This is a genomic window from Pseudomonas sp. sp1636, assembly GCF_030376615.1.
Lineage (GTDB): Bacteria > Pseudomonadota > Gammaproteobacteria > Pseudomonadales > Pseudomonadaceae > Aquipseudomonas.
Genome location: NZ_JARRAB010000011.1, coordinates 38,168 through 60,244 on the forward strand (window position 1 = coordinate 38,168; position 22,077 = coordinate 60,244).

22 protein-coding genes are annotated in these 22,077 nt (G+C 64.0%); 11 read left to right on the forward strand and 11 right to left on the reverse strand.

Annotated features, from left to right (window positions below):
• Positions 1-21 precede the first annotated feature (21 nt).
• Positions 22-1,188 carry a PLP-dependent aminotransferase family protein gene (locus tag P8H27_RS12510; RefSeq protein ID WP_289637901.1) on the reverse strand — a complete coding sequence of 389 codons (1,167 nt, stop codon included), beginning with the start codon at positions 1,186-1,188 and terminating at the stop codon, positions 22-24.
• A 95-nt stretch (positions 1,189-1,283) separates the two neighbouring features.
• Here P8H27_RS12510 and P8H27_RS12515 point away from each other — a divergent pair, with 95 nt between their 5' ends.
• The 3 genes from P8H27_RS12515 (at position 1,284) to P8H27_RS12525 (ending at position 3,687) form a co-directional block, all read left to right on the forward strand.
• Positions 1,284-1,739: a MarR family winged helix-turn-helix transcriptional regulator gene (locus P8H27_RS12515; RefSeq protein ID WP_289637902.1), complete on the forward strand. Its 456-nt coding sequence runs from the start codon at positions 1,284-1,286 to the stop codon at positions 1,737-1,739.
• A gap of 134 nt (positions 1,740-1,873) precedes the next feature.
• Complete coding sequence (locus tag P8H27_RS12520; RefSeq protein ID WP_289637903.1) at positions 1,874-2,488, forward strand: LysE family translocator; 615 nt, start codon at positions 1,874-1,876, stop codon at positions 2,486-2,488.
• Positions 2,488-3,687, forward strand: a complete 1,200-nt coding sequence (locus P8H27_RS12525; protein ID WP_289637904.1) for a benzoate/H(+) symporter BenE family transporter — start codon at positions 2,488-2,490, stop codon at positions 3,685-3,687. The genes P8H27_RS12520 and P8H27_RS12525 overlap by 1 nt, the downstream gene beginning before the upstream one ends.
• A 60-nt stretch (positions 3,688-3,747) precedes the next feature.
• Here the strand turns inward: P8H27_RS12525 and P8H27_RS12530 are convergent, their stop codons facing one another.
• Positions 3,748-4,509, reverse strand: coding sequence for an SDR family oxidoreductase (locus P8H27_RS12530; protein ID WP_289637905.1), 762 nt, complete (start codon positions 4,507-4,509; stop codon positions 3,748-3,750).
• 226 nt (positions 4,510-4,735) lie between these two features.
• Here P8H27_RS12530 and P8H27_RS12535 point away from each other — a divergent pair, with 226 nt between their 5' ends.
• Entirely contained in the window at positions 4,736-5,743 is a 1,008-nt protein-coding gene (locus P8H27_RS12535; protein WP_289637906.1) for an NADP-dependent oxidoreductase, read from the forward strand.
• Between the two features lie 156 nt (positions 5,744-5,899).
• On the opposite strand, the gene P8H27_RS12540 is transcribed toward P8H27_RS12535, so the two are convergent.
• From P8H27_RS12540 to P8H27_RS12555, 4 genes are read right to left on the reverse strand one after another with little or no spacing between them, the layout of a single operon-like run.
• Positions 5,900-8,968 carry an efflux RND transporter permease subunit gene (locus P8H27_RS12540; protein WP_289637907.1) on the reverse strand — a complete coding sequence of 1,023 codons (3,069 nt, stop codon included), beginning with the start codon at positions 8,966-8,968 and terminating at the stop codon, positions 5,900-5,902.
• Positions 8,965-9,996: an efflux RND transporter periplasmic adaptor subunit gene (locus P8H27_RS12545; protein WP_289637908.1), complete on the reverse strand. Its 1,032-nt coding sequence runs from the start codon at positions 9,994-9,996 to the stop codon at positions 8,965-8,967. The genes P8H27_RS12540 and P8H27_RS12545 overlap by 4 nt, the downstream gene beginning before the upstream one ends.
• 44 nt (positions 9,997-10,040) lie before the next feature.
• The gene (locus P8H27_RS12550; RefSeq protein WP_289638006.1) at positions 10,041-10,820 is read right to left on the reverse strand and encodes an ABC transporter permease; all 780 of its coding nucleotides are present in this window, start codon (positions 10,818-10,820) and stop codon (positions 10,041-10,043) included.
• 11 nt (positions 10,821-10,831) lie between these two features.
• Positions 10,832-11,764, reverse strand: a complete 933-nt coding sequence (locus tag P8H27_RS12555) for an ABC transporter ATP-binding protein (RefSeq protein ID WP_289637909.1) — start codon at positions 11,762-11,764, stop codon at positions 10,832-10,834.
• A gap of 264 nt (positions 11,765-12,028) precedes the next feature.
• Here P8H27_RS12555 and P8H27_RS12560 point away from each other — a divergent pair, with 264 nt between their 5' ends.
• Both P8H27_RS12560 and P8H27_RS12565 read left to right on the forward strand, forming a co-directional pair.
• Complete coding sequence (locus P8H27_RS12560) at positions 12,029-12,916, forward strand: DNA-3-methyladenine glycosylase (RefSeq protein ID WP_289637910.1); 888 nt, start codon at positions 12,029-12,031, stop codon at positions 12,914-12,916.
• A 4-nt stretch (positions 12,917-12,920) separates the two neighbouring features.
• Complete coding sequence (locus P8H27_RS12565) at positions 12,921-13,418, forward strand: methylated-DNA--[protein]-cysteine S-methyltransferase (protein ID WP_289637911.1); 498 nt, start codon at positions 12,921-12,923, stop codon at positions 13,416-13,418.
• Between the two features lie 37 nt (positions 13,419-13,455).
• Here P8H27_RS12565 and P8H27_RS12570 read toward each other — a convergent pair whose 3' ends face one another.
• From P8H27_RS12570 to aroC, 4 genes are all read right to left on the reverse strand, one after another.
• A complete protein-coding gene (locus tag P8H27_RS12570; protein ID WP_289637912.1) occupies positions 13,456-13,647 on the reverse strand; it encodes a PLDc N-terminal domain-containing protein in 192 nt (63 codons plus the stop codon).
• Positions 13,648-13,765: 118 nt separating this feature from the next.
• Entirely contained in the window at positions 13,766-14,311 is a 546-nt protein-coding gene (locus tag P8H27_RS12575; protein ID WP_289637913.1) for an acireductone dioxygenase, read from the reverse strand.
• An 82-nt stretch (positions 14,312-14,393) separates the two neighbouring features.
• Complete coding sequence (locus tag P8H27_RS12580; RefSeq protein ID WP_289637914.1) at positions 14,394-15,542, reverse strand: MFS transporter; 1,149 nt, start codon at positions 15,540-15,542, stop codon at positions 14,394-14,396.
• 14 nt (positions 15,543-15,556) lie between these two features.
• Positions 15,557-16,648 (reverse strand): chorismate synthase, encoded by a 1,092-nt coding sequence (gene aroC, locus P8H27_RS12585; protein ID WP_289637915.1) that lies wholly within the window; start codon positions 16,646-16,648, stop codon positions 15,557-15,559.
• Between the two features lie 170 nt (positions 16,649-16,818).
• Here aroC and P8H27_RS12590 point away from each other — a divergent pair, with 170 nt between their 5' ends.
• Both P8H27_RS12590 and P8H27_RS12595 read left to right on the forward strand, forming a co-directional pair.
• Positions 16,819-17,808 (forward strand): alpha/beta hydrolase, encoded by a 990-nt coding sequence (locus tag P8H27_RS12590; RefSeq protein WP_289637916.1) that lies wholly within the window; start codon positions 16,819-16,821, stop codon positions 17,806-17,808.
• Positions 17,809-17,860: 52 nt separating this feature from the next.
• Positions 17,861-18,658 carry a hypothetical protein gene (locus P8H27_RS12595; RefSeq protein WP_289637917.1) on the forward strand — a complete coding sequence of 266 codons (798 nt, stop codon included), beginning with the start codon at positions 17,861-17,863 and terminating at the stop codon, positions 18,656-18,658.
• 190 nt (positions 18,659-18,848) lie between these two features.
• Here the strand turns inward: P8H27_RS12595 and uraH are convergent, their stop codons facing one another.
• Complete coding sequence (uraH, locus tag P8H27_RS12600) at positions 18,849-19,202, reverse strand: hydroxyisourate hydrolase (protein ID WP_289637918.1); 354 nt, start codon at positions 19,200-19,202, stop codon at positions 18,849-18,851.
• Between the two features lie 408 nt (positions 19,203-19,610).
• Between uraH and puuE the strand changes: the two genes are divergently transcribed.
• Genes puuE through alc form a run of 3 tightly spaced genes read left to right on the forward strand, consistent with a single transcriptional unit; the run spans position 19,611 to position 22,075 of the window.
• Positions 19,611-20,540 (forward strand): allantoinase PuuE, encoded by a 930-nt coding sequence (gene puuE, locus P8H27_RS12605; RefSeq protein WP_289637919.1) that lies wholly within the window; start codon positions 19,611-19,613, stop codon positions 20,538-20,540.
• Positions 20,537-21,052 (forward strand): 2-oxo-4-hydroxy-4-carboxy-5-ureidoimidazoline decarboxylase, encoded by a 516-nt coding sequence (uraD, locus tag P8H27_RS12610; protein WP_289637920.1) that lies wholly within the window; start codon positions 20,537-20,539, stop codon positions 21,050-21,052. The genes puuE and uraD overlap by 4 nt, the downstream gene beginning before the upstream one ends.
• Positions 21,053-21,079: 27 nt before the next feature.
• On the forward strand, positions 21,080-22,075 hold the full coding sequence (gene alc, locus P8H27_RS12615; protein ID WP_289637921.1) for an allantoicase: 996 nt from the start codon (positions 21,080-21,082) through the stop codon (positions 22,073-22,075).
• Positions 22,076-22,077 lie beyond the last annotated feature (2 nt).

The window sequence follows — 22,077 nt, forward strand, 5'->3', positions numbered from 1 at the left end:
CGGCGAGACCGCCCTACTCGATCAAGCCGCCAAGTTGGCCTGCGCTTCGCGGATCACCCCGGCCAGGCGCTTGAGGCCTTCGTTCAGGCGCGCCGGGGCGATGTGGCTGAAGTTAAGCCGCATATGCCCCGGATGCCGATCCGGATCGATGAAAAACGGCTCGCCCGGCATAAAGGCGACATGCTGCGCCAGCGCCGGCTTGAGCAAGGTACGGGTATCCAGCGGCTGTTTGAGGGTCAGCCAGAAAAACAGGCCGCCCTGAGGAACCTGCCAATCGGCCAGATCGCTGAAGTGTTCCTGCAACACCGCTTGCATGGCATCCCGGCGGATGCGGTAGAAGTCGCGCAACTCGGCCAGATGCTCGCGGTAGTGGCGGGTGCCCAGCCATTGCAGGGCCTGCCACTGGCCGATGCGGTTGGTGTGCAAATCCGCCGATTGCTTGAGGCGCAGCAGGTAGGGGAACAGATCCGGGGTGGCGATCAGGTAACCGACGCGCAGGCCCGGCAGCAGGGTCTTGGACACGGTGCCGGTGTAGATCCAGCTGGCCTTGTGCAGGCGGCTGACGATCGGCGTGGCGCTGCCCTCGTCGAACACCAGTTCGCGGTAGGGTTCGTCCTCGATCAGGGTCACGCCGAACTCGTCGAGCAGGGCCGCCACCGCGTCGCGTTTGGCTTCGCTGTAGCGCACCGCCGAGGGGTTCTGGAAGGTCGGGATCAGGTAGGCGAACGCCGGCTTGTGCTGTTCCAGGCACTGGCGCAGGGCGTCGATCTGCGGGCCGTCGGCCTCCTGCGGCACGCCGATGCAGTCGGCGCCGAACAACTGGAAGGCCTGCAAGGCGGCCAGATAGGTCGGTGCTTCGAGCAGCACTTCGCTGCCCGGATCGATAAACAGCTTGCTGGCCAGGTCCAGAGTCTGCTGCGAACCACTGACGATCAGCACCTGGCTGGCATCGCAGGGTACGCCGAGGGCGCGGGCTTCATCGGCGATGGCCTCGCGCAACTCCGGTTCGCCTTCGCTCATGCCGTACTGGCCCATGCTCGCCGGCATATCCGCCCATTCGACCCTGGGCAGCATAGGCTCGGCCGGCAGGCCGCCGGCGAAGGACATCACTTCCGGGCGCTGCGCCGCGGCCAGAATTTCACGAATCAAGGAGCTTTTCAGGCGGGCAACGCGTTCGGAGAAGGCCATGGATGTCACCGGTAGCATAGGCAAGGGAAAATAGGTCAAACTGATTGACTGAAACTACGACGAGCCGGGCAGATACGTCAATATGCTTGACCTTAATGATTGACCTAAAGAACACGTCCACCCAGCAGGCGGCGATGGAGGCCTTCTTCTTCGGCTACCAGGCGTTCACCGCCAAGGCCGACGAAATGCTCGCCCGTCGCGGCCTCTCAAGGGTGCATCACCGCATTCTGTTCTTTATCGCCAAGTACCCCGGCCTCAGCGTCAAGGAGCTGCTTGGCTACCTGGGCGTGAGCAAGCAGGCGTTGAGCACGCCGTTGCGCCAGCTGCTGGAGATGCACCTGGTCAGCAGCGTCGCCGCCGCGGACGACAAGCGCAAACGCCTGCTCGACTTCACCGCCGAAGGTACCAAGCTGGAGCGGGCGCTGCGCCGCGAGCAGGCCAAGCTGCTCCAGCGCGCCTTTGCCGAGGCCGGGGATACCGCGGTCGATGGCTGGCTGGCGGTCAACCAGGCCCTGGGCAGGAGCTTGCCGGCAGCGGCGTCGAACGACTGAGCCGGGAATCGGAACTGTACCGCTACCGTGAACGGGACTGACGAAACTGTACTGCCCATTACCTGCCTCGCTGTACCGCGACGGGCCCAGGGCCTGCGCATAATCTTGCAGGCACTTCTCCCGAGTGCCCAGCCATGACCACCGAACTGCTGATCGCCTTTATCGCCTTCGCCTTCGTCACCTCGGTGACGCCGGGGCCGAACAACATGATGCTGCTCGCCAGCGGGGTAAACTTCGGCGTGCGCCGCAGCCTGCCGCATATGCTCGGTATCAGCCTGGGTTTCATGCTGCTGGTGATGAGCGTCGGCCTGGGGCTTGGCCAGTTGTTCGAACAGCTGCCACTGCTCCATACCGTACTGCGTTACCTGGGCGCGGCTTACCTGCTGTACCTGGCCTGGAAGATCGCCCACGCCGGCGCGCCGGACAGCCAGGTCGGCGCCGGCGCCAAGCCCTTCAGCTTTTTCCAGGCCGCAGCCTTCCAGTGGGTCAACCCCAAGGCCTGGATCATGGCCATAGGAGCCATCACCACCTACACGCCGCAGGACAACTTCATGCTCAATGTGCTGTTGATTGCGGCACTCTTTGCCCTGGTCAACTGCCCCAGCGTGGGCTTGTGGACGGTGGCCGGCAGCCTGTTGCGCCGTTGGCTGGATAACGCCCGCGCGCTGCGCTTTTTCAATATCGGCATGGCCCTGCTGCTGGTCGCCTCGCTGTACCCGATTCTCACCGACATCAAAGGCCCTCTGTGATGCCCGAAGCGATCCAGACACGCCTGCGCCCACTGGCCGACACCTCCACCTCGGCAGTGGTCGCCGGCTTTATCGCCATGCTCACCGGCTACACCAGCTCGCTGGTGCTGATCTTCCAGGCCGGCCAGGCCGCGGGGCTCAGTAGCGGGCAGATTTCCTCGTGGATCTGGGCGTTATCGATCGGCATGGCGATTGGCTGTATCGGCCTGTCGCTGCGCTACCGCGCGCCGGTGATGATCGCTTGGTCGACGCCCGGTGCGGCGCTGCTGATCAGTAGCCTGCCCGGGGTGCCCTACAGCGAGGCGCTCGGTGCCTACATCCTCAGCTCGGGATTGATCGTGTTGATCGGCCTGACCGGTAGTTTCGACCGCATCATGCAACGCATTCCCGGCTCCATCGCCGCCGCCCTGCTGGCCGGGGTGCTGTTCAAGATCGGCTTGGAGATCTGCGGCGCCGCCGAGCAGCAACCCACGCTGGTGGTGGCCATGCTGCTCGCCTACCTGCTGGGCAAACGCCTGCTGCCGCGCTATGCGGTGCTCGCCGCACTGGTCGTCGGTTGTGTCTTGGCCGGGCTGTTCGGCCTGCTCGATTTCAGCGGATTCGAACTGCAACTGGCCACGCCCGAATGGACCACGCCGAGCTTCTCCCTGGCGGCGGCGATCAGCATCGGCATCCCGCTATTCATCGTCGCCATGGCCTCGCAGAACCTGCCGGGCATGGCGGTGCTGCGCGCCAACGGCTACCACCAGGTGCCCGCCTCCAAGCTGCTCACCAGCACCGGCCTGATCTCGATACTGCTGGCGCCCTTCGGCGCCCATGGCATCCACATGGCCGCCATCAGCGCGGCGATCTGCGCCGGCCCCGAGGCCCACGAAGACCCGAGCAAGCGCTACACCGCCGCGGTTTGGTGCGGATTGTTCTACGGCATCGCCGGGATCTACGGCGCCACCCTCGCCGCCCTGTTTAGCGCCCTGCCCAAGGCGCTGATCCTGTCGATCGCCGCCCTGGCGCTGTTCGCCTCGATCATCGGCGGCCTGACCCAGGCCATGAGCGAACCCAAGGAGCGTGAGGCGGCGCTGATCACCTTTCTGGTCACCGCCTCGGGCATGACCCTGTTCTCGGTCGGCTCGGCCTTTTGGGGCATCATCGCCGGCCTGCTGACCCTGGCGATCCTCAATGCCGGCAAATCGCCGGCTTGAGCAGCGGCCACAGCCAAGAAAGGCGCCCGCGGGCGCCTTTTTGCTTGTCGGCCTGCTCGATCAGATCGCGGTGGCCCCGCCATCGACCGCCAGCGCCTGGCCAGTGGTAAAGGCCGCGTTGTCGCAGCACAGGTAGAGCACCGCGCTGGCGATTTCCTCGACCTTGCCGATGCGCCCGACCGGGTGCATGGCGGCGGCGTACTCGCCCTTCTTCGGGTCGGCTGCATAGGCGCGACGGAACATGTCGGTGTCGATCACCGCCGGGCACACCGCATTGACGCGGATTTTCTTCTTCGCATATTCCACCGCCGCCGACTTGCTCAGGCCGATCACCGCGTGCTTGGAGGCGCTGTAGATGCTCATCTTCGGCGCCGCGCCGAGACCGGCGACCGAGGCGGTGTTGACGATGGCGCCGCCGCCCTGGGCCAGCAGCAACGGGATCTGGTGCTTCATGCACAGCCACACGCCCTTGACGTTGACGCCCATGATGGCGTCGAACTCGGCTTCGCTGCCCTCGGCCAGCTTGCCCCGCTCGATTTCGATACCGGCGTTGTTGAAGGCGTAGTCCAGACGACCGTAGGCACCCAGGGTCGCCTCCATCAAGGCCTTGACCTCGGCCTCGCGGGTCACGTCGCAGCGCACGAAGGTCGCCTCGCCGCCGCCGGCACGGATCAGCTCGACCGTGCCCTCACCGCCTGCCACGTCGACATCGGCAACCACCACCTTGAGGCCTTCGTGGGCGAAAGCCAGGGCCGTCGCCCGACCAATACCGGCAGCGCCGCCGGTGACCAGGGCAACCTGGCCGGAAAAGCTCAAACTCATCTGTGCGTCCTCACATGCAGTGGAAGTCTGCGCCGAGTTTAGTCAGAGCGGCAGCCGAGGCGGCAGCACTATTCGAACAGCGGTTATGGCCTTATGCGAAATAATGATTAGTGCTCCGTGGCCGCTATCACTCAAATGGATTGATCCCCATTCGGTCATGCGGCAAATCTTGCCCCCCGGACAACCAGGGACTATTACCAGTCTTTCCGTTCAGTGAGTGCCGATCATGACTGCCCTGCTCAACCGCCAATTCCTCCTCGCCCAGCGGCCTGTCGGCTTGCCCAGCCGCGACACCTTCAGCTATGTGGAAAGCCCGCTCGGCGAACCCGGCCCCGGCCAGATCCTGGTTAAGAACCTCTACCTGTCCCTTGATCCGGCCATGCGCGGCTGGATGAACGACGCCAAGTCCTACATTCCGCCGGTCGGCCTCGGTGAGGTGATGCGTGCCCTCGGCGTCGGTGAAGTGATCGCCTCGCAGCACCCGGGCTTCGCCGTCGGCGACCATGTCAACGGTGCCCTCGGCGTGCAGGACTATTTCCTCGGCGAACCCAAGGGCTTCTACAAGGTCGACCCCCAGCGCGCGCCGTTGCCGCTGTACCTCTCGGCCCTGGGCATGACCGGCATGACCGCCTACTTCGGCCTGCTCGATGTCGGCGCGCCCAAGGCCGGCGAAACCGTGGTGATCTCCGGCGCCGCCGGTGCAGTCGGCAGCGTGGCCGGACAGATCGCCAAGCTCAAGGGCTGCCGCGTGATCGGCATCGCCGGCGGCACCGACAAGTGCAAGTTGCTGATCGATGAGCTGGGCTTCGACGGCGCCATCGACTACAAGCATGAAGACCTGCACGCCGCCCTGAAACGCGAGTGCCCGAAAGGCGTGGATCTGTATTTCGACAACGTCGGCGGCGACATCCTCGATGCGGTGCTGACCCGCATCAACTTCAAGGCGCGGGTGGTGATCTGCGGCGCCATCAGCCAGTACAACAATAAAGAAGCGATCAAGGGCCCGACCAACTACCTGCAACTGCTGGTTAACAGCGCGCGCATGGAAGGCATGGTGGTGATGACCTACGCCCCACGCTTCGCCGAAGCGGCCCAGGAAATGGCCGGCTGGTTGGCCAGCGGCCAGCTGAAGTCCAGGGAAGACATAGTCCCGGGCCTCACCACCTTCCCGGACACCCTGCTCAAGCTGTTCAGCGGCGAGAACTTCGGCAAGCTGGTGCTCAAGGTCGAGTGACACTTGTGGGAGGGGCCGGGCGGCGTTCCCACAGGCACTGCCGCCGCCATCCCACCTTGCAGAACCCGTAGCCCGGATAAGCCCTGGCGCAATCCGGGATCGCGATGGCCCCGGATTGCGCTGGCGCTTATTCGGGCTACCTTCGTTCGCCTCCCCCTATCCCGCGACCATTTGCTCTTTTTGCTGTTTGATCGGCCGCCAGCGGCGCAGCAGCAGATAGAGCGTGGGAATCACGAACAGGGTGAAGAAGGTGCCCACCAGCAGGCCGCCGACGATCACCAGGCCGATCTGCTGACGGCTTTCGGCACCGGCCCCAGTGGCGATTGCCAGCGGCAACGAACCCAGCACCATGGCTCCGGTAGTCATCAGGATCGGCCGCAGGCGCTGCACCGAGGCCGCGATGACCGCACTGCGCAACTCCTGCCCCTGGCGCAGCAGCACGTTGGCGAACTCGACGATCAGGATGCCGTGCTTGGTGATCAAGCCGATCAGGGTCACCAGGCCGATCTGCGAGTAGATGTTCAGGGTACCGTCGAACAGGGTCAGCGCCAGCAAGGCGCCGGCCATCGACAACGGCACGCTGAACAGGATGATCAGCGGATCGCTGAAGCTCTCGAACTGCGCCGCCAGCACCAGAAAGATGAAGGCCAGAGCCAGGGCGAAGATCAGGGCGACACCGGCGCTGGATTCCTTGAAGTCACGCGAGGTGCCGGTGTAGTCGTACTGGGTCTCGGCCGGGAATAGCGCGCGGGCGGTGCTTTCCAGGTGGGCCAACGCCTCGCCCAGGGTGTGGCCGGAACCGACGTTGGCACTCACCGTCACCGCCCGCAGCTGGTTGAAGTGATTGAGCTCGCGCGGCGCCACCGTCTCGCGCACCTCGATCAGGTTGGACAGTTGCACCATGCTGTCGTCACGCCCGCGCACATAGACGCGGTCGAGATCCTGCGGGTTGCTGCGGTCGACGTCCTGCAGTTGCACCAGCACGTCGTACTGCTCGCCATTTTGCTTGAAGCGCGTCACTTGGCGGCTGCCGAACAGGCTTTCCAGGCTGCGGCCGATGGTCGCCACATCGGTGCCGACCGCCACCGCCTGCTCGCGATTGACCGCCACCTTGAGCTGCGGCGCGTTCAACTTGAGGTCGCTGTCCAGGCTTTCCAGGCCGGGGTAATCGCGCAGGCTGTTGAGCAGCTGATCGACGTAGACTTGCAGCTCGGCGTACTCCAGGGAGGAGCGAATCACGAAGTTGACCGGCTGATTGCGCGCGCTCTGCCCGAGCGGTGGCCGGTTGACCGGAAAGGCGCGAAACCCGGCAATCTCCTGGAACTTGGGCAGCAACTCGTTGCGGATCTCGAACTGGCTGCGCGAGCGCTCGCCCCAATCCTCCAGCTTCATAAAGGAAATGCCCTGGGCCACGGTGGGGAAACCGGCGATCACCATGTAGCGGTTGGTTTCCGCGATGCTCGCATAGGCCGCCTCGATTTCCCGCGCGTAACGCCCGGTGTAGCCGATGGTGGCGCCATCCGGGCCGTTGAACACGCCGATGATGGTGCTGGTGTCTTCGGTCGGCGCCAGCTCGGCCTTCAAGCCGGAGAACAGCAGCAAACAGGCCAGCATGGCCAGCACCAGCACTGCCAGCACCAACCACCAGGCCGCCAGGGCGCGGGCCAGCAGGCGCTTGTAGCCATGGGTCAGGCCGTTGAGGAACGCCTCGATCAGGTTGTACAGGCGGTTGTGCCGCTCGCCCGCCTGGTACGGCTTGAGCAGCACCGCGCACATCATGGGGGTCAGGGTCAGGGCGACGAACCCCGACACCAGCACGGCGCCGGCCAGGGTCCAGGCGAACTCGGTGAACAGTTTGCCGGTGGTGCCCTGCATAAAGCCGATGGGAGCGAACACCGCGGCCAGGGTCAGGGTCATGGCGATCACCGCGAAGGCGATCTCGCGGCTGCCCTTGAGCGCCGCCTGCATGGGCTGCATGCCCGCCTCGATATGCCGGTGGATGTTCTCCAGCATGACGATGGCATCGTCCACCACCAGGCCGATGGCCAAGACCATCGCCAGCAGGGTCAGGGTATTGATGGTGAAGCCCATCAGGCTCATCAGGGCGAAGGCGCCGATCAGCGACACCGGGATGGTCACCAGCGGGATCAGGGTGGCGCGCAGCGAGCGCAGGAAGATGAAAATGATCAGGATGACCAGCGCCACCGCTTCCCAGATGGCGATAAAGACGTTGTCGATCGACTCGCGGATAAACAGCGAATTGTCGTGGGCGATGGCCATTTCCATGCCTTCGGGCAACAGCGCGCGCACTTCCGGCAGGGCGGCGCTCAAACCATCGGAGATGTCCAGGGGGTTGGCCGTGGCCTGTTTGATCACGCCCATGGACACCGCCGAACGGCCCTTGTAGCGCACGATGCTGCGCTCGTTCTGCGGGCCTATCGCGGCATGGCCGACATCGGCCAGGCGCAGCAGATAACCCTGAGACTCATCGAGAATCAGTTGGTTGAATTGTTCGGGGGTATTCAGGTCGGTTTCCGCCAGCACGCTGAACTCGCGCTCACGCGATTCGATGCGGCCGGCGGGGATTTCCACGTTCTGCCGGCGCAGGGCGTCTTCCACGTCCTGCACGGTGAGGTGGTGCGCGGCGAGTTTTTCCGGATCCAGCCAGATGCGCATGGCCAGGGTTCGGCCGCCGCGGATCTGCACCTCGGAGACACCGGCAATGGTCTGCAGACGATCCTTGATCACCCGCTCCAGCACGTCGGTGATTTCCATCGAGCTGTAACGATCGCTGTAGAAGGCGATCCACACCACCGGCTGGGCGTCGGCCTCGACCTTCTGCACGATGGGTTCGATGATTTCATCCGGCAGCAAGCCGCGAACCCGGCCGAGGCGGTCGCGCACGTCGTTGGCCGCTTCGTCGCTATTGGCGCCCAGTTTGAACTGCGCAGTGATCTGGGTGTTTTCCGAACGGCTGATGGAGCTGACGAAATCCAGCCCCTCGATACCGGAGAGCACGTCCTCGATCGGCTGGGCGACCTGGGACTCCATGATCTCCGGGCTGGCCCCGGGGTAGCTGACGTTGACCGTGACAATAGGCACATCGATATTCGGGTATTCGCGCACGCTCAGGCGGTCGTAGGCCATCAAGCCGAGCAGCACCACGATCAGCGATAGCACGGTGGCGAACACCGGCCGGCGGATACACAGATCCGACAGCGTCATAGCCCGCGCTCCGCCACCTTGGTGCGTACCGCCATGCCCGCCCGCACCTTCTGCCAACCGGCACTGATCAGGGTTTCATCGCCGACCAGGCCTTCGCGCACCTCGACCTTGCCGTCCAGGCGTTTGCCCAGCTTGACTGCGCGCAGCTCGACCCGGCCGTCCAGCACCAGATTGACCAGCAACTGCTCGCCGACCGGCATCACCGCCTCTTCGGGGATCACCAGAGCCTCGCTACGCTCGGCGATAATCACCGACACCTTGACGAACTGCCCCGGGCTCAGGCGCCTGTCGTGATTGGCAATCCGGGCACGAATCGCCTGACTGCGCCCGGCTTCGTCCAGGCGCGGGTTGATGGCATAGATCTCGCCCGCGAAGCGCTCGCCCGGATAGGCATCCAGGCTGATCTCGATGGCCTGGCTCAGGCGAATCCGGCTGGCGGCTTTCTGCGGAATGCGGAAGTCGACCTTGAGCGGATCGAGCACCTCCAGGTTGACGATATCCTGGCCGGCCTCCAGGTAGTCGCCCGGGCTGACCTGGCGCAGGCCGAGAACCCCGCTGTGGGGGGCATGGATCCGGGTCTTGTCCAAACGCGCCTGGGCCAGCGCCAGGCTGGCACGGGCGGCTTGCTGCTGGGCACTGGCTTCATCCAGTGCCTGGGCATTACTGGCGCCGCGCTGGAACAACATTTGCGCGCGCTGATGATTTTTTTCCGCCAGATAGAGGTTGGCCCGCGCCTGGGCCAGTTCGGCACGGGCAATGGCATCGTCCAGGCTGACCAACAAAGTCCCGACCTCGACGGCCTGCCCTTCGCGGAAATGCAAGGTGGCCAGGCGCCCTTCGATTTCCGGGCGGATCATCACCGACTCATCGGAACGCAGCGAACCGAAGGTGATCAGCTCGTCGCGCACCAGGGTTTTTTCCACCGGCACGACCTCGACCAACGGATCTTCCGCAGCATGGGTCAATGGGCAAAGGGTCGAGAGCAGCAACAGCGATGCCACCAATAGAACGCGCGGACGGGCAGACATATACAACCCCAGTGATGTTCCCCACTATTATTTTCCCAGTGCCGTTACTGGCGCATGCCGCGGCCGCTGACCAGCAAGCGAATGCACACGCCATACAGCACTGCGGTGGCCACCAGCATAAAGCCGATGGCGACACCGATGCGAATGTCCGACACCCCGAGGATGCCGTAGCGAAACGCATTGACCATGTGCAGCACCGGGTTGACCAGCGACACCGTCTGCCAGAACGGCGGCAACAGGCTGATCGAGTAGAACACCCCGCCCAGGTAGGTCAGCGGCGTGAGGACGAAGGTCGGAATAATCGAGATATCGTCGAAGTTGCGCGCAAACACCGCGTTGATGAAGCCGCCGAGGGAGAAGATGGTCGCCGTGAGCAGCACCACCAGCACGGTCACGCCCAGGTGATGCACCTGCAAATCGGTGAAGAACAGCGACAACAGGGTGACGATCAGGCCCACCGCCAGCCCGCGCAGCACCCCGCCCACCACATAGCCGACCAGGATGATGTGCGGCGACACCGGCGACACCATCAACTCCTCGATCGAGCGCTGGAACTTGCTGCCGAAGAAGCTCGACACCACGTTGCCGTAGGAGTTGGTGATCACCGACATCATGATCAACCCCGGCACTATGTACTCCATGTAGCTGAAGCCGCCCATGTCGCCGATCTGCCGGCCGATCAGGTTGCCGAAGATGACGAAGTACAGAACCATGGTGATCGCCGGCGGCAGCAGGGTTTGCGGCCAGATGCGGGTAAAACGGCGGATTTCCCGCTGGACGATGGTGCGCAAGGCCACCAGGTTGGCGACGAACTCGGAATTCACATAAGTCGTGTTCATCCCGTCACCTTCGCCAGGTTCTTCTCGACCAGGGAGACGAACAACTCTTCCAGGCGGTTGCTCTTGTTGCGCAGGCTCTGCACCTCGATGTGTTGCTTGGCCAACTGGCGGAACAGTTCGCTCATGCCCTGGCTCTTGTCCACCTGCACCTCCAGGGTGTGGTGGTCGAGCAATTGCGCCGGGTAACCGATCAACTCTGGCGGCACCAGTAACGACTCGTTCAAATCGAGCAGGAAGGTCTCCACGTGCAGCTTCTTCAGCAGCTCGCGCATGCTGGTGTTCTCGACGATGCGGCCGTGATCGATGATGCCGATGTGGCGGCACAACTGCTCGGCCTCCTCCAGATAATGGGTGGTGAGGATGATGGTGATGCCCTGCTGGTTCAGTTCGGTGAGAAAGCTCCACATCGAGCGGCGCAACTCGATGTCCACCCCGGCGGTCGGCTCATCGAGGATCAGCAAGCGGGGCTGATGCACCAGGGCGCGGGCGATCATCAGCCGCCGTTTCATGCCGCCGGACAGCTCGCGCGACGGCACGTTGCGCTTGTCCCACAGCCCCAGCTGGTTGAGGTACTGCTCGGCACGCTCCTTGGCGATGCGCGCGGGAATGCCGTAATAACCCGCCTGGGTGACGACTATGTCGAACACCTTCTCGAACTGGTTGAAATTGAACTCCTGCGGCACCACGCCCAGGCAACGCTTGAGCGCCGCCGGTTGCTTGTCCAGATCATGGCCAAACACATTGACCGTGCCGCCGGTTTTGCTCACCAGGGTGGAGAGAATGCCGATGGTGGTGGATTTGCCGGCGCCATTGGGGCCGAGCAAGGCGAAGAAATCCCCTTCGGCTACATCCAGGTCGATGCCATGCAGAGCCTGGAAGCCATTGCCGTAGGTTTTGGTCAACTGCCGGATGGACAGAGCGGTACTCATAAAAAATGCACGCACCTGTAACAAAGAAGAGGTCATAAGATGGGGGCTGCGCCACTCACTACAAGGGCAAAGCGCAGCAAGTCTAGCGCCACAGCGTCGCCAATCGCAGTGTTATCGAGAGAAATTCCGGGCTGCCGGCAAAACCGCCTCGCACAAAAGCCAATCGACGGGCCTTGCCCCGCTAAAGGCTCGACTACGAGTACAGGGCATTTTGAAAGTCAGAATGGCGCAGACAAGGGCGCGATCCGGGGTTATCGTCCAGGCATGAATAACGCCCCGCAAGCACCGCTGCCGTTGCCCTACCAGGCACCCTGGGATTGGCAGCAGTTCCACGCTCACTTCGCCCTGCGCGCCTTGGCGGGCGTCGAACGCTTGAGCCGCGAACGTTATTGCCGCAGCTTCCGCCTGGGCAACGTCAGCGGCTGGTTCAGCGTCAGCCCGCAGCCCGGACACAACGCCCTGAGCTTGAGCTACAGCGCATCGGCCATCCCCTGCCTGGCCGAACTGCAGCAGCGGGTGCGGCGCATGTTCGACCTGGATGCCGAACCGCAGCGCATCGGCGCACATTTCGCCCGTGACCCCTACCTGGCTCCGTTGCTCGCGCGCAATCCCGGCCTGCGCCTGCCGACCGCCTTCGACCCGTTCGAACAGGCGGTGCGCGCCATCGTCGGCCAGCAGGTCACGGTAAAAGCCGCGGTCACCATCAGCGGGCGCCTGGTCGCGCGCCTGGGCGAGCCGTTGCCGCAAGCCGACGGCAGCGGCGTCGACCGCCTGTTCCCCAGCGCCGCGGCAATCGCAGGCGCTAACCTGGACGGCATCGGCATGCCGGGTAAGCGCGTACAGACCTTGCAGCACTTCGCCGGGCAAGTCGCCAGCGGCGCCTTGCAGCTGGATCTGCGCCATGGCAGCGCAGCCCTGATCGAACGGCTCTGCGCCCTGCCCGGCATCGGCCCCTGGACCGCCGAATACATTGCCCTGCGCGCCTTTGGCGCAGCCGATGCCTTTCCCGCCAGCGACCTGGGCCTGCTCAAGGCGCCGCTGTGGGGCGCAGGCGGCATCAGCGCCAAGCAACTCAAGACTCGTGCCGAAGCCTGGCGACCCTGGCGCGCCTATGCCGCCACCCACCTCTGGCACAACTACTCGGGAGAATGAAAACGTGTTCTATCGCTACCACCACAGCCCCATCGGCCGCCTGTTATTGGCCGGCGATGACACGGGCCTGCAGCAGTTATTGATGGAAATAGACGGCAAACCCTGGCGGATCGGTGAGCACTGGCAACCCGCTGCGAGCGAACTGGATGAAGTGTGCCGGCAACTGGACGACTACTTCGCCGGCCGCCGCCAGCACTTCGAGTTGCGCCTGGCGCCGCAGGGCACGGCCTTTCAACAGGCGGTTTGGCAGGCGTTGCTAAGCATCCCCTGCGGCCAGACCCGCAGCTACAGCGCCCTGGCCGCGCAGATCGCCCGGCCCAAGGCGGTACGTGCGGTCGGCGCGGCCAATGGCGCCAACCCGATTGCGCTGATCATCCCCTGCCACCGGGTGATCGGCCGCGACGGCAGTCTGACCGGCTATGCCGGCGGCTTGGCGCGCAAGGCGCTGTTGCTGCAGCTGGAAGGGGCGCAGTTACCCGAGCAGGCAACCCTGGCGCTGTGAGGCAAACGACTCCGCGCACCATGCTTTAGCGCCTAGGCTAGAAGCGGACGTTGCCACGCGGGCCAAGCAGCGCCCAGATGATCAAGCCGATCGCCGGCAGCAACAGGATCAACAACACCCAGAGGACTTTCTTGCCGACCTCGCTGTTGCTTTTAACGATATTGAGGATGGCCCAAATACTCAGAACCAGAATAATCAGGCCGACCAGGCCATTCATTGTAGAACCCATGAGGACACTCCTGTGCGAAGGGTTGCCTGGGTAGGATAGACGTTACCGGCCGGCGTACCGCAAACGCTATATGGCGCGGCCTGCTAAACCAGGGTAGCCGTCCTGTGCAAGCCGCGCATCAGTCATCCAGACGCGGGAAGCGGCTGGCAATCTCATCCCCGGTGAACTCGCCGATCCAGCCGTCAGGGTGGCTGAACAGGCGGATCGTCACGAAGTGCGGATGCTCGCCCATGTCGAACCAGTGCCGCGTGCCGGCCGGCACCGAGAGCAGGTCGCCCTTCTCGCACAGCACCGCGTAGACGTAATCGTCGATATGCAGGCTGAACAGCCCGCTGCCAACCACGAAAAAACGCACCTCGTCCTCAGTATGCCGATGCTCGGCGAGGAACTTGGCACGCAGTTCTACTTTGTCCGGGTGCTCATCGCTCACGCTGACCACATCGACCGCGGCATAGCCGTGCGCGCTCATCAGTTGTTCGATCTGCGGACGGTAGGCGGCGATCACCTCGTCCTGGCTGGAGCCAGGCGCAAGCGGTGTCACGGCCTGCCAGCGGTCGAAACGCACCCCGACAGCCGCCAGGGTGCTGGCGATATCCTCCAGGTGGGTCAACACCTTGTTCGGCAGATCGGCGGAAGACTCGTGGTAGACGCTCAGGCTGCTCATGATCAGAACTCTCGTTGGTTATCCGTAGGCTGGGTAAAGGCATGCCGGCGGCTCAGCCCCAATGGGGCGATGCCAAGTCGGCTCATGGCCGCGGCTCGCGCACGCGAATGGCCGTGAACGCAGCAACCAAGGCTATCAGACTGGCGATGGCGAATGTCCAGGCCGGGCCAAGGCTGTTCCAGCTATAACCGGAATAGAGCGCGCCCAAGGCACCGCCAACCCCGGTCAGGGCGGCATACAATGCCTGCCCCTGGCCCTGCTGACGGTCGGCGAAACTGCGCTGCACGAAGTGGATGGCCGCCGCGTGAAAACTGCCGAAAGTCGCGGCGTGCAGCAACTGGGCGAACAGCAATATCAGCAACTGGTCGGCCAGGTTGCCCAGCAGCAACCAGCGCACGGCGGTGATCAGAAAGCTGGCCAACAGCACGCTGCGCAGCGAAAAACGCGCCAGCAGCTGGGCCATGACCATGAACAGCACGATCTCGGCCAACACCCCCAGGGCCCAGAGCTGGCCGATCAGGCCGCGCGAATAGCCGAGCGCCTCCAGGTGCAGGGTCAGAAAGGTGTAGTACGGGCCGTTGCTCAGTTGCATCAGCCCCACGCTGAGGTAGAACGCCAGAATGCCGGGGCGGCGCAACTGCTGGATAAAGCCGCCCTCGCCCACTGTACCGGGACGCATACGCGGCTCGGCGTTGGGCACCCACCAACTGCTCAGCACGATGCCCGTCATGATCAGAATCAGCGCCCAGGGATAGGCATCCAGGCTGAGCCACTCGAACAGCTTGCCCAGGCCGACCACCGCAACGATAAAGCCGATGCTGCCCCACAGACGAATCTTGCTGTAGCGCGGCGCCTGCTCCTGTAGATGGGCGAAGGTGATGACCTCGAATTGCGGCAGCACCGCATGCCAGAAGAACGCATGCAACGCCATGATCAGGGCCAGCCAGGCATAGCTCTGGCTGATGAAGATGCCGGCGAAACACAGCAGCGTGCAGAACGCGCCGAAGCGCACGATGGCCAGGCGCCGGCCGCTGTAATCGCCCAGCCAGCCCCAGATATTGGGGGCGATGCAACGCATCAGCATGGGAATGGCGACCAGCTCGCCGATGCGCGCGGCGGAAAAACCCAGGTGATCGAAGTACAGTGCCAAAAACGGCGCCGTGGCGCCGAGTAGCGAGAAATAGAAGAAATAGAAACCGGACAACCGCCAATAGGGCAATGCGGGAGGCATGCCGTAAGCGGTTGTCACAGCTGCGGCAGCACCGGCGTACTGACCCGCACATCGGCGTTCTGCGCACGGTGGCGCAGCAGATGATCCATCAGCACGATGGCCATCATCGCCTCGGCGATCGGCGTGGCGCGGATGCCGACGCAGGGGTCGTGACGACCCTTGGTGATCACCTCCACGGCATTACCATTCACATCAATGGAGCGCCCCGGCGTGGTGATGCTGGAGGTCGGCTTGAGCGCCAGATGGGCAACGATTGGCTGCCCCGAGGAAATACCGCCGAGAATGCCGCCGGCGTTATTCGAGACGAAACCCTCGGGCGTCAACTCGTCGCGATGCTCGGTGCCGCGCTGGGCGACGCTGGCGAAACCGGCACCGATCTCGACGCCCTTGACCGCGTTGATGCTCATCAACGCATGGGCCAGCTCGGCGTCCAGACGGTCGAAGATCGGCTCGCCCAGGCCCGGCATCACCCCTTCGGCGACCACGGTGATCTTCGCCCCGACCGAGTCCTGATCGCGGCGCAGCTGATCCATATAGGCCTCAAGCTCCGCCACCTTGTCCGGATCGGCGCTGAAGAAGGCGTTCTGCTCGACGCTGTCCCAGCTCTTGAACGGTATCTCGATCGGGCCGAGCTGGCTCATGTAGCCGCGCACCACTATGCCCTGGGTCGCCAGGTACTTCTTGGCGATGGCGCCGGCGGCCACGCGCATGGCGGTTTCGCGGGCCGAGCTGCGGCCGCCGCCGCGGTAGTCGCGGATGCCGTATTTGTGGTGGTAGCTGTAATCGGCATGGGCCGGGCGGAATACATCCTTGATCGCCGAGTAATCCTTGGACTTCTGATCGGTATTGCGGATCAGCAGGCCGATGGCACATCCGGTGGTCTTGCCCTCGAACACCCCGGCGAGGATTTCCACCACATCGTCTTCCTGACGCTGGGTGGTGTGGCGGCTGGTGCCCGGTTTACGCCGGTCGAGGTCGCGCTGCATGTCTTCCAGCGACAATTCCAGGCCCGGCGGGCAGCCGTCGACGATGGCGACCAGCGCCGGGCCATGGCTTTCGCCAGCGCTGGTGACGGTGAACAACTTGCCGTAGGTATTGCCGGACATTTGCAGGATACTCCGCGGAAATCAGCACCGAGCCGGCGCAACGCTTGCCCGCGCGCCAAACCCCTACTCAATAAAGGCCGCGAGTATACCTGCGGCGCCAGCCCAGTTCACCCTAGAACCTTATCTCGCTGTCGACGTCCAACCCACTTCCGTTGCCATAGTGCCTATCCATGTTGCGAGCCGTGCTGTTTACCCTGACCTTGCTTGCCGGCCTGGCCCAGGCCGCGCCCCACACCATCGTGCAACGGCCTATCAGCCTGGAAACCGGCCTGGGCACCCTGCATGGCACCTTAGTCCGCCCGCAAAGCGCCACGCCGGTGCCTGTCGCACTGCTGATTGCCGGCTCCGGGCCGACCGACCGCGACGGCAACAACCCCGCCGGCGGGCACAACGACAGCCTCAAGCGTCTGGCCCGGACGCTGGCCAAGCACGGCATCGCCAGTGTGCGCTACGACAAACGCGGGGTGGCCGCCAGCCGCGCGGCTACCCCGGACGAGCGCGACCTGAGTGTCGAGCAGTATGTCGCCGACGTGGTCGCCTGGGGCCGCCTGCTCAAGGCCGACGCAACGTTCAGTCGCTTGATCCTGACCGGCCACAGCGAAGGCGCCCTGATCGCCAGCCTGGCCGCCCCCGCAGCAGGTGCCGACGCACTGATCTCGATTGCCGGCAGCTCGCGGCCCATCGATCAGGTGCTGCGCGAACAACTGCACTATCGCCTGCCGCCGCCATTGCTCGCGCAAAGCCATCGCCTGCTTGACTCGCTACTGGCCGGCCGGCCCATCGATGCAGTGCCCGCTGCATTGCACGTACTGTTTCGCCCCAGCGTGCAGCCCTACCTGATCTCACTGTTGCGCCAGAAGCCCAGCGCAGCTTTCGCCCGTTTGCGGATTCCGGCGCTGATCGTCCAGGGCAGCCACGACATCCAGGTCGGCGTCGCCGACGCCGAGGCACTTAAAGCCGCCAAGACGGATGCCCAGCTGGAGATAATCGAAGGCATGAACCATGTCCTGCGCATCGTCCCCCTGGACATGAAGGCGCAACTGGCGTCCTACGACAATCCTCGGCTACCTTTGGCACGACTGCTGGCCGAACGAGTCGTCGGCTTCATCGAGCACACCGGCACAGTGCCAGCCTTCAGCGCCGCGCAAACCGGCCGATAACTGCTGGGCCAGCGCGACACCTTGCGCCGGCGTCGCGCACAGGACTGCCTTCATGATCGATGCCCAAGCTCCACACCCGGCGACTGACGCCACAGCCGCGACCCAAGCCACGGCTGAGCAAGCCCACCCCTGGGCGGATCTCGACCCGGAGCATTTTCGCCTGTTGCGTCTTGCCCCCCTACCGGTCGACCGTCACACCGGCGCACGGCCCCTGCGCTTCGTGCAACTGGGCCGGGTGGAACGGCATAGCAAGGGCCAGAGCCTGCTACGCCTGACCCTGCACCTGCCCGGCCTGTGTATGCGCAGGGAACAGAATCTGCTGGAGGTATGGCTCGACCACCGCAACCAGGAGATGCGCTTCGGCCCGGAAAAAGGCTTGCAGCTAGAACCGGCCAATCGTGGCCTGGGCCGCTTCCTGCTGGCCCAGGGTATCGCCTGGGCTCAGCAGCACTGTGCACACTACCAGGTAGAAGGCGCGGCGCTGCCGGCCAAGGATGCCCTCAACGCAGACGCTCGCCTGCGTCGCGACCATTGCCTGCAAGCCCAGGGCCTCGTCATCGAATACCTCGACCCATTGCAACTCAAAGCCCGTTACGGCGCAGCCAGGGTCAGCAGCCTGCACAACGACTGGCATAGCGAAAAGGTGCAGATCGTCGACCTGCTCGATGCCGCGGCCATGCTGCAACAAGCCGATCAGAGCCTGCGCGAACAGGACATCAAGCTGCGCAAGCAGGAGTCACGCATCGAACTGCTGCGCCGCGAAGACGGCAGCCTGCGTTTCACCATCGCCTGCCTGGTGGCGTTTTGCCTGTTTCAGGCGGGTTTGCTGATCTGGATGGCCACACGCTAACGCAGCAAAGCATTCCATGCCCGCATCGTAGGGCGCTACTCGCCGCAGGCAGCATGCCGTCGATAGTCGGCGCGGCACAAAAATGGCGGGCTGTCGCTTCGCTTCGAGGCCGCCCTAGCGCCACACAAAAAGCCGCGGTGGCGCGGGCAAAGACTCTAATCATGAGTCAGAGGGTCACACCTATTCGCTATCAGCTACCGCGGTAGGTGGAGTAGCTGTATGGGGAAATCAGCAGGGGGACGTGGTAGTGATCCTGGCCGGCATCGATACCGAAGCGCAGCACCACCACGTCGAGAAACGCCGGATCGGGCAACTGCACGCCACGGGCCCGGTAATAATCGCCCGCATGGAAGTGCAGCTGGTAGACGCCGCTGCGGTAATCGTCGCCTTGCAGCATAGGCGCATCGCAACGGCCGTCATGGTTGGTCAGGGTGTGAGTGAGCAACTGCAACTGCGCGCCCTCGAGCCGATACAGCTCAACCCTGATGGCGCTGCCTGGGCAGCCGTGCGCGGCATCTAGAACATGCGTGGTCAATCGTCCCATAGCTATCGGGCATCCACGCCGGCCAATTGCCACGCAGACACCGCACCTCCTCTATTGTTGTTGAATGCGGCAGATCATTCAGGCCTCAGCAGCCTCGAGTTGCGCGAAGCATAGCATGCGGCGCAAAGAGCTAAGACATTTTTTTGATTTATTGTACACAATATAATCGCCATCATCCTGCGTAAAACCCCAGACCTGACTCCGCAATAGCCTAGAAATCCTGCGTTCCAGGTGCGTCAGCAGCAAGGATCGTGCATTTGCAAAAAACAGCGGGGGAGATTAATTTCAGTAAAATTCAATTTTTCATTTACAAGACAGCATCTACTTTGTATACAATCATCACATCAGGGTCACCCTGCAGCTTTCGGGCTACACGATGGCCGCAACACACCAAGAAGGAAGACTGCAGTGAGCGCTGACTACCCACGCGACCTGATCGGTTACGCCAACCACCCGCCGCACCCGCACTGGCCGGGCGATGCGCGCATTGCCCTGTCGTTCGTCCTCAACTACGAGGAAGGCGGCGAGCGCAATGTGCTGCATGGCGACCCGGAATCCGAGGCCTTCCTCTCCGAGATGGTCTCCGCCCAGCCGCTGCAGGGCGAGCGCAACCTGTGCATGGAGTCGCTCTACGAGTACGGCAGCCGCGCCGGCGTCTGGCGCCTGCTCAAGCTGTTCGACAGGCACGCCATCCCGCTGACCGTGTTCGCCGTGGCCATGGCCGCCCAGCGTCACCCCGCGCTGATCGAGGCCATGGTCGGCGCCGGCCACGAGATCTGCAGCCACGGCTACCGCTGGATCGACTACCAGTACCTGGACGAAGCCACCGAACGCGAACATCTGCTCGAAGCCATCCGCATCCTCACCGACCTCACCGGTTCACGCCCGCTGGGCTGGTACACCGGGCGCACCGGGCCGAACACCCGGCGCCTGGTGATGGAGGAAGGCGGCTTCCTCTACGACAGCGACACCTACGACGACGACCTGCCCTACTGGGATCCGACCAGCACAGCGGAGCAGCCGCACCTGGTGATCCCCTACACCCTGGATACCAACGACATGCGCTTCACCCAGGCGCAGGGCTTCAACACCGGCGACGACTTCTACCAGTACTTGAAAGACGCTTTCGATGTGCTCTACGCCGAAGGCGTGGCAGGCGCGCCGAAGATGCTCTCGGTCGGCATGCACTGCCGCCTGCTCGGCCGTCCGGCGCGTCTGGCCGCCCTGGCGCGCTTTATCGAGTACGTCAAAGGCCACGACAAAGTCTGGTGCGCCCGCCGCGTCGACATCGCCCGCCACTGGCACGCCACCCACCCCTTCAAAGAGGCTGCGAAATGAGCCGCTTCCAGACCCTGACCCCCTCGCGACTGAGCCGCGCGGACTTCGTCAAAGTCTTCGCCGACATCTACGAGCACTCGCCCTGGGTCGCCGAGCAAGCCTATGCGCTGGGCCTGGATTCGACCGTGGACGAGGTCGACGGCCTGCATCAGCGCATGGCCGACCTGCTGCTCGGTGCCAGCCACGAGGTGCAGCTGGCCCTGATCAACGCGCACCCGGATCTGGCCGGCAAGGCCGCCGTGCGCGGCGAGTTGACCGAATCGAGCACCTGCGAACAGGCCGGCGCCGGCATCCACGAATGCAGCGCCGAGGAGTTCGCCCGCTTCACCGAACTGAACGACGCCTACAAGGCCAGATTCGGCTTCCCCTTCATCATGGCGGTGAAAGGCAGCAACCGGCAGCAGATCCTCGCGGCCTTCGAGGAGCGCATTCACAACAGCCCCGAACAGGAGTTCGCCCGCGCCCTGGCCGAGATCAACCAGATCGCCCTGTTCCGCTTGCAAGCCCTGTAACGCCCTCATTGTTAAGGCAGACACGATATGAAAGCTTACGCCGTACCCTTCGAGAAATACCTCAACTTGGCCGACGCGCGCCTCGGCACCCAGGCCATCTTCGTCACCGACGACTGGTTCGCCGAGGTCAACCGCCTGTTCCAGCCGACCCCGGCGGTATGGAAGGAAGGCGTGTTCGACGACAACGGCAAGTGGATGGACGGCTGGGAATCGCGGCGCAAGCGCTTCGAAGGCTACGATCATGCGGTGATCCGCCTCGGCGTGCCCGGCTCGATCAAGGGCGTGGACATCGACACCAGCTTCTTCACCGGCAACTTCCCGCCGTCGGCCTCCCTGGAGGGCTGCTTCGTCGCCGAGGGCGACCCGACCGACACCACCGAGTGGAGCGAGGTGCTGCCGGCGGTGACCCTGCAAGGCAACAGCCACCACTACCACGAGATAGCCAACGACCAGGCCTTCACCCACCTGCGCTTCAATATCTACCCCGATGGCGGCGTGGCGCGCCTGCGCGTGTACGGCGTGCCCTTCCGCGACTGGAGCCATATCGGCGACAACGAGCAGATCGACCTGGCCGCCGCCCTCAATGGTGGCCGCGCCCTGGCCTGCTCAGACGAGCACTTCGGCCGCATGAGCAACATTCTCAACCCGGGCCGCGGCGTCAACATGGGCGACGGCTGGGAAACCGCGCGCCGGCGCACCCCGGGCAACGACTGGGTCATCGTCGCCCTCGGCCACCCGGGCGAGATCGAGCGCATCGTCGTCGACACCCTGCACTTCAAGGGCAACTACCCGGACAGCTGCTCGGTTCAGGGCGCCTTCGTCAAGGGCGGCACCGACGCACAGATCGAGACCCAGAGCCTGTTCTGGCGCGAACTGCTGCCCAGTCAGAAGCTGTCGATGCACGCCGAGCACGAGTTCGTCGAGCAGATCAACGCCCTCGGCCCCATCACCCACGTGCGCGTCAACGTCTTTCCGGATGGGGGCATCAGCCGCCTGCGCCTGTTCGGCAAAGTCAGCAAGTAAGG